This is a genomic window from Rhodothermales bacterium (assembly GCA_040221055.1).
Classification (GTDB): domain Bacteria; phylum Bacteroidota; class Rhodothermia; order Rhodothermales; family UBA10348; genus 1-14-0-65-60-17.
In genome coordinates this window covers 300,159-309,373 of record JAVJVN010000012.1, presented here as the reverse complement: position 1 = coordinate 309,373, position 9,215 = coordinate 300,159, and the positions used below count along the sequence as shown (strand labels likewise).

General features: G+C 60.3%; 7 protein-coding genes. 4 read left to right on the top strand and 3 right to left on the bottom strand.

All coding sequences use genetic code 11. The annotated features are described in order from the left end of the window. Window positions 1-112: 112 nt before the first annotated feature. Entirely contained in the window at window positions 113-2,476 is a 2,364-nt protein-coding gene (locus tag RIE53_07050; GenBank protein MEQ9104440.1) for a 30S ribosomal protein S1, read from the bottom strand. Between the two features lie 155 nt (window positions 2,477-2,631). Continuing rightward, window positions 2,632-3,309: a (d)CMP kinase gene (gene cmk / locus RIE53_07045; protein ID MEQ9104439.1), complete on the bottom strand. Its 678-nt coding sequence runs from the start codon at window positions 3,307-3,309 to the stop codon at window positions 2,632-2,634. 46 nt (window positions 3,310-3,355) lie between these two features. Between cmk and RIE53_07040 the strand changes: the two genes are divergently transcribed. From RIE53_07040 to meaB, 4 genes are read left to right on the top strand one after another with little or no spacing between them, the layout of a single operon-like run. Continuing rightward, complete coding sequence (locus RIE53_07040) at window positions 3,356-3,883, top strand: TrmH family RNA methyltransferase (protein ID MEQ9104438.1); 528 nt, start codon at window positions 3,356-3,358, stop codon at window positions 3,881-3,883. Continuing rightward, complete coding sequence (locus RIE53_07035; GenBank protein ID MEQ9104437.1) at window positions 3,880-4,656, top strand: methylmalonyl-CoA mutase family protein; 777 nt, start codon at window positions 3,880-3,882, stop codon at window positions 4,654-4,656. The genes RIE53_07040 and RIE53_07035 overlap by 4 nt, the downstream gene beginning before the upstream one ends. Window positions 4,657-4,666: 10 nt before the next feature. Further along, on the top strand, window positions 4,667-6,718 hold the full coding sequence (scpA, locus tag RIE53_07030) for a methylmalonyl-CoA mutase (GenBank protein MEQ9104436.1): 2,052 nt from the start codon (window positions 4,667-4,669) through the stop codon (window positions 6,716-6,718). After that, a complete protein-coding gene (meaB, locus tag RIE53_07025) occupies window positions 6,719-7,678 on the top strand; it encodes a methylmalonyl Co-A mutase-associated GTPase MeaB (protein MEQ9104435.1) in 960 nt (319 codons plus the stop codon). Here the strand turns inward: meaB and gltX are convergent. Further along, window positions 7,668-9,191: a glutamate--tRNA ligase gene (gene gltX, locus RIE53_07020; protein ID MEQ9104434.1), complete on the bottom strand. Its 1,524-nt coding sequence runs from the start codon at window positions 9,189-9,191 to the stop codon at window positions 7,668-7,670. The two genes, meaB and gltX, sit on opposite strands and share 11 nt — an antisense overlap. Between the last annotated feature and the right edge of the window lie 24 nt (window positions 9,192-9,215).

The following is a 9,215-nucleotide window of genomic DNA, read 5'->3' as shown; positions in this document are numbered from 1 at the left end:
GTTGCGCGTTTCCGCGCAACCGCCCCACCAGGATTCCATCGGATTGCCCATCATGCCTTGCATGACAGGCACCCGTGGTGTCGGTGAGGCAGGACCCTGCCTCATCGCATCCTTACTCTTCTTCGTCGGAAGAGGCCTCCTCTTCGGTCGTGTCTACTTCCTTCTTGGCCTTGGCATTCGACTTCGTCTTGGCCTTGGGCTTCTCGACCGCAGCTTCGTCCGATTCTTCCGCCGCCGGTTCGGGCGCAGGAGACGGCGCCGAGGCTTCCTGGGCTTCCATCTGGGCCTTCAGTTCAGCCAGTCCCGAGAGCTCACCGAGAGTCGTAGGGCCGGACGCGCCTTCCTTCTCGATGAACTGCTGGACGGACTTCTCTTCAACCCGACGGGCCTCTGCGCGCTCCCGCCGTTCTGCCTGACGTTCGGCAGCCATGGCGGCACGTTCGGTCGCAATGAGACTGACCACGATTTCCTTCTGGTTCTGGTCGAAGCGGATGACCATGACGTCTTCCAGTTCTTCGCCTTCGCGGTAGGAATCAATGGTTTTGCCCTGAGGCAGCTCGCCCTGCGGCAGGAAGGCTTCCACTTCGAGCGGGAGCTCGACGACGAGGCCCTTGTCTTCTACACGCACGACCTTAGCCGTGGTCTTCGAGCCTTCCTCATAGACCTGGGCGAACTGGTTCCAGGGGTTCGTCTCGACCTGCTTGTGGCCGAGGGAAATCCGGCGCTCATCCGTGTCGATGTTCAACACGACGACGTCCATTTCCTGGTTCTTGCGAACCATTTCGGAGGGGTGACGGATCCGCTTGGTCCAGCTCAGATCGCTGATATGGACCAGGCCATCAATTCCGGGCTCGATTTCAACGAAGACACCGAAGTTGGTGATATTCCGGACCTTGCCACGCATGACCGTTCCCGGGGGGTAACGCTCCGCAATGTTGTCCCATGGATCGGGCTCCAATTGCTTCATGCCAAGAGAGATCTTCTTCCCTTCGCCGTCGATGTTCAGGATCTTGACCTGCACGACCTGTCCGAGGGAAACCATCTGGGAAGGATGACGGATATGTTCGGTCCAGCTCATCTCGGAGATGTGGACGAGACCTTCAATTCCCTTCTCCAGCTCAACAAAGGCGCCGTAGTCGGTGATGGAAACCACCTTGCCTTCCACGACGGTTCCTTCACCGTACTTCTGCGTGATCTCATCCCACGGATGCGGCTGCAACTGCTTGAGACCCAAAGAGATACGCTGGCGGTCCTTGTCGTAATCCAGGACCACGACGTTCAGCTTCTCGTCCAGGCTGACCAACTCCGAAGGATGCGCGACGCGTCCCCAGGAGAGATCCGTGATGTGCAGGAGTCCGTCCACGCCACCAAGGTCGATGAACACACCGAAATCCGTGATATTCTTCACGATGCCCTCCAGGATCTGGCCGGGCTCCATGGTGGACAGGATGTTCTCACGCTGGGCCATGAGGTCCTTCTCGATGAGGGCCTTGTGCGAGACGACAATGTTTTCGTTGGCCGGGTTCAGCTTGACGATCTTGAACTCCATGCGCTTGTCCAGGTACGCATCGAAGTCGCGCACCGGACGCACGTCGATCTGCGAACCCGGGAGGAACGCTTCCATCTCGCCGAAGAGTTCGACGATCATACCACCCTTGATGCGACGTACAATGGTTCCTTCCAGCACTTCTTCGTTCTCGAAGGCATCCTCAATCCGGCGCCAGCGACGGAAGGTATCCGCCTTCGTCTTGGACAGGACCAACTGACCGTGGTAGTCCTCAATGCGCTCGAGGAATACTTCCACATCATCGCCTACTTCAAGTTCGGGGCCGAACTCGTTGCGGGACACGATGCCATCGCTCTTGAAACCGATATCGATGACGACATCCTTGTCGCCGATACTGAGGACACGTCCGGCAACGATCTCGTTCTCAGAGACGTTGGTGAGCGTGCTCTCGATCATCTGCTGGAGATCACCCAGATCGACATGCCCGATTTCGGGCTCGTCGGCTGAATCGAGGTCTTCCATACGATAGACCTGGCCGGAGATCTCTCCTGTATAGCCGAGCATACCGGTGGTCGTCCGCAGATGGGCTTCTTTTTCGCCCGCGTTCACGACAGGTTCTCCTGCGGCTCGAAGTTCGGTTTCATCCGACTCGTCATCTGCGACAGGCTCTTCCGTCTCGGCGACGGGTGCCTCTTCTGCTTCGGGAGCCGTCTCGGTTTCCGCTGCCGGGGCTGTTTCGGGCTCGACATCGGCTTCGGCTTCGGCTTCAACCGCTGCATCGGCTTCCGGTGCGGGCACCGTTTCTTCAGCTACCGGCTCGGATGCCTCTGGCGTTTCCTCGGTTGCCGGCTCGTCGGGCTTGGATGGGGTTTCGGGGGTCGCGTCGGCCGCTTGGGCGGATTCGGCGTCGGACGAAGTTTCTGGCGTTTCTGCCAGTTCCTTTTCGTCCAGCTGCTCTTTGTCAGACATGGAGATGTGTTTGAGTATCCTGATCCCGACGGCGTCGACCCGAACCGATCAGAATGCCCTGTTTAGGTGAAACAATGCCGTTTGCCGGGTCGGGACCGGCAAATGGGCGGTATCTTTCCCGACCGAAAACCGGCCGAGCAGACAAAAAACCCTTTTCAAACGGCTTCGTTCCCTCGAACCTGCTCCAGAATGAATTCCACCTGATCTTCAAACGACAGGTTGGACGTATCCAGCACCAACGCATCGTCTGCGCGCCGGAGCGGAGAGTGGGCACGCTCCGAATCGCGGCGATCCCGGACGAGCATTTCTTCCAGGAGCGCATCTTCCGAAACCCGTTCACCCCTGCCGCGGAGTTCCGCGGCCCGGCGCTGTGCCCTGATCCGCGCATCCGCGTCCATGTAGAACTTCAGGTCCGCATCCGGAAATACGACGGTCCCGATATCCCGACCCTCCATGACCACGGTGCCACCGGATTGCACATGTCTGGCCGCCACGACCCGCTGTTGGGCGACCATGGCGTTCCGGACTTCCGGCCGGGACGAGAAAACCGACGACAACCGGGTCACATCGGCATCCCGGATCCGGGACGACACGTCCCTCCCGTTCAACCGGATGACCGGCTTACCGTCTACGACCGACAGATCGAGCTCCATGTCGGCCAGGTCGGCCGCGCGCACATCGTCATCTTCAGAGACCCCTTTACCCACCAGGTGAAGCGCCGCTGCCCGGTACATTGCACCGGTATCCATGAACAAGGCACCCAATCGCTCGGAAACCGCCCGTGCCGTGGAACTCTTCCCGCTGCCGGACGGGCCGTCAATGGCAATGATCATGGAATGACTCCTGAATGAATTGGGATGCAGGGCGTAGTTTCCGGGTATGAAAAAGCTTGCACACCATGCGATACCCCGGCCTGCGGCGGACGAATTGCGACACCTGGAACGACGTCCGGTCTCCGTACTCTTGCACGACGTACGATCCGCCCACAATGTTGGTTCTGTCTTCCGGACGGCAGATGCGTTCAGGATCGGTGAAGTGCTTCTGTCCGGCTACACGCCGGATCCCGATGACAAGAAAGTGCACAAGACGGCCCTGGGCGCCGAGGCCACGGTGCCCTGGAGACGCGTTGCCGATGTGCACCAGGAACTCACCCGATGCATGGAAACCGGTGTCACGGTTGCCGCACTCGAGCTCACGGACGTCTCCGTGGACATCCGGGATCTCCCCGTCCTGACGCGACCCATCCTTCTGCTGGCCGGCAACGAAGTGGACGGTATTCCCCAGGCCCTGCTGGATTTGTGTGACCTGGCCATCGAAATTCCACAGTACGGTGCAAAACAGTCTTTGAACGTAAGCGTAGCCGTTGCCGTGGCGCTCTTCGAACTTACCCGCACATTCCGGTCATGATCGAATTCGATGCTGAAATCCAGCTTCCTGCCGTGCTCTCCAAGGCGGAGGGCCAAGGATACGCACGACGGGATCAACCGTGGTCCATCGTCATCCGTTGGGACGGAGCCGACGGAGTGGGCACCATCGGATCGGACGTCCTTCCGCTGCCGGACCGTTCGTCCTTCAGTGTGGACGCAACACTCCTGCGATCGAACGGGTTCGGTCCTGTGAACGAATTGGCGCTGGCTTCCTGGGGGCTTCGACGGGCAACGGCGTCTTCACCACACCGCGTGCTCTTTTCGGTATCCACGTCGTTTCTGCTGGAAACGGCAAAGTTGCGTGCCTTTCGTGTCCTGCAATCCGACGCTGAGCTGTGGGCCATCGGTGACGTGAAGGACCTTTCCGTCGAAGACGTCGCTTCGAACGGCATCCGAACGACACTGCAAACCGTGGCCGCAGTCTGGGGTACGGCCGATCACGTATGCATCCTGCCGAACAACGCCCCGTTAAACGGCTTTTCGGACCCCGAATCCGCACGACTCGCCGCGAATATAGGCCGGATGCTTCGCGAAGAATCCTACGCAAACCAGATTCCCGACCCCACGGCCGGGTCCCTCCTGCTGGACACGGCCGTGGGCAGGCTGGTCGATGCCGTGGAGAAGCGGGTGCAGGACTTCGACGCTACCGGTGCGTCCAGCCTGCAGGCGCTGCTGATCCTCCCTTCAGTGGAACGACTCAGGGCACGTGACCAAGCCTGGTGGGCTTCCCGCACAAACCGTCCGCAATCCTGAGGACATCCCCATGAAATCAGCAACGGCAGAAGGCATTGATCTTTCGGATATCCCCGGCATGGAGCAGGGTGCATGGTGGACACCACCCGGTATCCCCCCGTTTCTGAGGGGCCCGTATCCGAGCATGTACACAGGCCGCCCGTGGACCATCCGGCAATATGCCGGTTTCTCCACGGCAGAAGCGTCCAATGCTTTCTACAGGGCCAATCTGGCGGCGGGTCAGAAGGGCTTGTCGGTGGCCTTCGACCTGGCGACCCACCGCGGGTACGATTCGGATCATCCCCGGGTCAAAGGGGATGTAGGGATGGCGGGGGTGGCCATCGACACCGTGGACGACATGAAACGGTTGTTTGACGGTATTCCGCTGGGCGAGATCTCGGTTTCCATGACCATGAATGGGGCCGTGCTGCCCATCATGGCGTTCTATATCGTGGCTGCCGAAGAGTCGGGTGTCCCGGCTGCGGACCTTACGGGAACCATTCAGAATGATATCCTGAAGGAGTTCATGGTCCGCAACACCTACATCTACCCGCCGGATGCGTCCATGCGGATTGTAGGCGATATCATGGCGTTCACCGCACAGTCCATGCCCCGGTTCAACTCCATTTCCGTGAGTGGGTACCATATGCAGGAAGCCGGGGCTTCTGCCGATCTTGAACTGGCCTACACCATTGCAGATGGTCTGGAGTACGTTCGTGCCGCCCTTTCCAAGGGCATGTCCGTAGACGATTTCGCCCCACGGATCTCCTTCTTCTTCGGAATCGGCATGCACACAGCAATGGAAATTGCCAAACTCCGCGCGGCCCGTGTCCTGTGGTCGGAGGTCATGGAGCCGTTCGGAGCATCGGATCCGAAATCCGGTATGCTTCGGACCCATTGTCAGACATCCGGCTGGTCCCTGACGGCACAGGACCCCTTGAACAACATTGCCCGGACGACCATCGAGGCCCTGGCTGCCGTGCTGGGCGGTACGCAATCCCTGCACACCAATGCCTTCGATGAAGCCATCGCCTTGCCGACGGACGAATCGGCGCGGATAGCCCGGAATACACAGCTCATCCTCCAGGACGAGACCGATCTTACCCGCGCAATTGACCCCTTGGGGGGATCGGACGTCATCGAATACCTCACCGCCGAGCTCGTTTCGAGAGCCCGGGACCACCTGAAGGAAATCGAGGAAGCCGGAGGAATGGCAACGGCCATTGCGCAGGGCATTCCCAAGATGCGGATTGAACAGTCCGCTGCGCGGCGCCAGGCCGCCATCGATTCCGGCGCCGAAACGGTCGTTGGAGTGAATCGTTGGCGAGTCAAGCACGCTTCGGGCGTCGACGTGCGTGATATAGACAACAACCAGGTCCGGGAACAGCAGGTCCAGCGACTGACAGAAAACCGGCTGCGCCGGCATGAAACCCGTGTAAAAGAGGCGCTCTCGGCGCTCACGCATGCCGCCCGGACCACGAAGTACAATGTGCTGGAACTGGCTTGCGCAGCGGCCCGCGAACGCGCCACGTTGGGCGAGATTTCGAGTGCATTGGAGGTCGTTTTCGGTCGATACGAGGCTCGAACACCCTCCTTTTCCGGTGTTTACGCAAAAGCTTACGGGGAATCTGATTCCATGCGCAACGTCCAGACCAAATCCGCTGCATTCCTGGCGGCTACGGGGCGCCGTCCACGCATCCTCATAGCGAAATTGGGGCAGGACGGACACGACCGCGGTGCCCGCGTCATTGCCACCGCCTTTGCGGATGTGGGCTTCGATGTGGACGTCGGGCCGCTTTTCCAGACCCCGGAGGAAGCCGCCAGGCAGGCCGTGGAGAACGACGTACATGTTGTCGGCGTCTCTTCGCTGGCCGGAGGTCACCGGACCCTCGTTCCTGCGCTCGTTCAGGCGCTGGCAACGGAAGGCCGTCCCGATATCCGCGTTGTGGTGGGCGGTGTCATCCCCGATGCCGACATTCCCTTCCTTGAAACGGAAGGCGTCAGTTTGATCTTCGGTCCCGGTACGGCCATTCCCGACGCGGCAGCAAGCCTTCTTGACGTCCTGCTTTCGGACGTGCAATAAATGTCTGCCTCCCGAGAACATGCCGAGCAACTGTTCGCCCGGCTTACCGCCGGAGATCGGGCAGCCCTGGGTCGTGCGCTGACGCTGGTCGAGAGTACCCTTCCGGGAGATCAGGACGCCGTGGCGCATCTTCTGGATGCCTGCCTGTCCCACGATGTCAGCGCCGTCCGTATTGCCATTACAGGTTTGCCGGGCGCCGGAAAATCGACGCTGATCGACCGGATAGGCATGCAATGGATTGCCGAAGGCCATCGAGTGGCGGTGCTTGCCATAGATCCCAGTTCCACCCGCACCGGGGGCAGCATCCTTGGAGACAAGACGCGGATGGAGCGCCTCTCAACGGCTTCCGAAGCCTTTGTTCGTCCGTCTCCCACGTCCGGCATGCTGGGCGGCATTGCGGGCTCGACCCGGGAAGCCATGCTCGTCTGTGCAGCGGCGGGCTACGACGTGGTGATGATTGAAACGGTCGGAATCGGACAATCCGAAACGGCGGTCGCGGATCTTGTCGAGTGCGTACTCATGGTCTCCCTCGCCGGGGGTGGCGACGGCCTGCAGGGCATAAAGCGGGGCATTCTTGAGGTGGCGGACATCGTTGCCGTGAACAAGGCAGATGGGGAAAACCTGAAACCCGCCGAAGCAAGCGCACGGGAACTCCGGGAGGCCCTGCATCTCCTTCGGCCGGATGACGACGTGCCGGTCATGCCCGTATCGGCCACAACCGGTTACGGACTGGATGAGCTCTTCGCCAGCCTCATTTGTCGTGTCAGGTCGATGCCCATCCAGGCATGGTCCACCCGCGGAGACGCCTTCATGGGTGCGGTACGCCGTGCCCTGGACGCAGCCATGGCACCCCATGGCTCGCTCCACGAAACACTGACGGCATTCCGTGATGAAGCGGAATCGGGCCACATGGGTCCGTGGGAGGCCGCACTGGCCTTCATTCGATCGCTCAGGACATAGGGCCTGTCAACGGGCCCTGGCCGAGCACAACCACCGCCCGTCGAAGTCTGCGGACAACGCAGTCCCGTCCCAGGACCCGCAAAAGGGCGAACAACCCAGGGCCCGTGGACACGCCACTTACGGCCAGACGCACGGGGTGGATGAGTCTTCCCGCACCCGCACCCCGGGATTCGGCAAGTTCCCTGAGCGATTCGTCCAGGGATTCTTCCGTCCAATCCGGCAGTTCAGCCAACCGGTCTGCGTAGGCCGAAACCAATTCGGGCGCATCCTCCTTCCAGCGCTTTGCAATGGCTTGTTCGTCGTACGTCGCGGGATCGGCAAAGAAGTAGGTAAAGCCGAGGACATCCACCGCTTTTGTCATGCGCTCCAACATCACAGACACTACGTCCTCAACAAACACATCATCCACGTCACCGTACAGATCGAGCAGTTGGGGCCGCAATTCCGCCGCAATGTCCGCCGGGCTGCGTTGCCTCAGATACTGCGCGTTGAACCAGTCCAGCTTGTCCGCATCGAACTGTACACCCGAATTCCCGACGCGATCCAGTGAGAACGCCTGAGCCATTTCCGCGAGCGGGAACACTTCCTGCTCCGTTCCTGGATTCCATCCCAGGAGTGCCAGGAAGTTGACCAGCGCATCCGGCTCATAACCGGCTTTTCGGTACTCCGAAACGAATACCGGAATGCCTTGTTTGTCCGCATTCCGCTTGGACAGCTTGCCTCCGGTCGGACTCAGAATGAGCGGAAGATGCGCCATGACCGGTGCCTCCCACCCGAACGCCTCGTACAACAGGATATGTTTCGGTGTTGATGGCAGCCATTCTTCCCCTCGGATCACGTGGGTAATCCCCATTTCGTGGTCATCCACGACATTGGCCAGATGGTACGTTGGCATACCGTCCGACTTCAGCAGGATCTGATCATCCACCGACTCGGACAGGAACGTGACTTCACCACGTACGGAATCCAGGAACGTGATCCTGTGGCCAGGCTCGACCTTCAACCGGATGACATGGGGGACGCCCTCTCCCATCAGCCGGTCCACTTCGGCCGCAGGCAGGGCCAGACTGTTCCTCATGGAAGTCCGCGTCGTGGCATCATACCGGGGCATCGGATTCTCAGGCGAAACCAGCCGTTCACGCATGGTATCGATTTCCTCTGGTGTGTCGAACGCCACATACGCGTGTCCCGAAGCCAACAACGCATCCACGTGCGATGCGTAGATGTCCATGCGCTCGGATTGCCGGTAAGGTCCGACCGGGCCGCCCTTTCCGGGACCTTCATCGAAATCAATGCCTGCCCAGGCAAGCGCATCCAGGATATCCTTCTCAGCATCCTCCACGAACCTCGATCGGTCGGTATCCTCAATCCGGAGCAGGAACCGGCCTCCCTCCTTGCGAGCGAACAGCCAGTTGTAAAGCGCCGTCCTGAGCCCCCCTATGTGGAGGTAGCCGGTCGGACTCGGTGCGAATCGTACACGAACGGGAGCAGACGAAGGATGGGATGCGGGCATTGACGAACGATGCGTGATGGCGGG

Coding starts and splice junctions, on each gene's coding strand:
- gltX (MEQ9104434.1), bottom strand. CDS start 9,191: ATGCCCGCATCCCATCCTTCGTCTGCTCCCGTTCGTGTACGATTCGCA.
- RIE53_07050 (MEQ9104440.1), bottom strand. CDS start 2,476: ATGTCTGACAAAGAGCAGCTGGACGAAAAGGAACTGGCAGAAACGCCA.
- RIE53_07040 (MEQ9104438.1), top strand. CDS start 3,356: ATGAAAAAGCTTGCACACCATGCGATACCCCGGCCTGCGGCGGACGAA.
- scpA (MEQ9104436.1), top strand. CDS start 4,667: ATGAAATCAGCAACGGCAGAAGGCATTGATCTTTCGGATATCCCCGGC.
- RIE53_07035 (MEQ9104437.1), top strand. CDS start 3,880: ATGATCGAATTCGATGCTGAAATCCAGCTTCCTGCCGTGCTCTCCAAG.
- meaB (MEQ9104435.1), top strand. CDS start 6,719: ATGTCTGCCTCCCGAGAACATGCCGAGCAACTGTTCGCCCGGCTTACC.
- cmk (MEQ9104439.1), bottom strand. CDS start 3,309: ATGATCATTGCCATTGACGGCCCGTCCGGCAGCGGGAAGAGTTCCACG.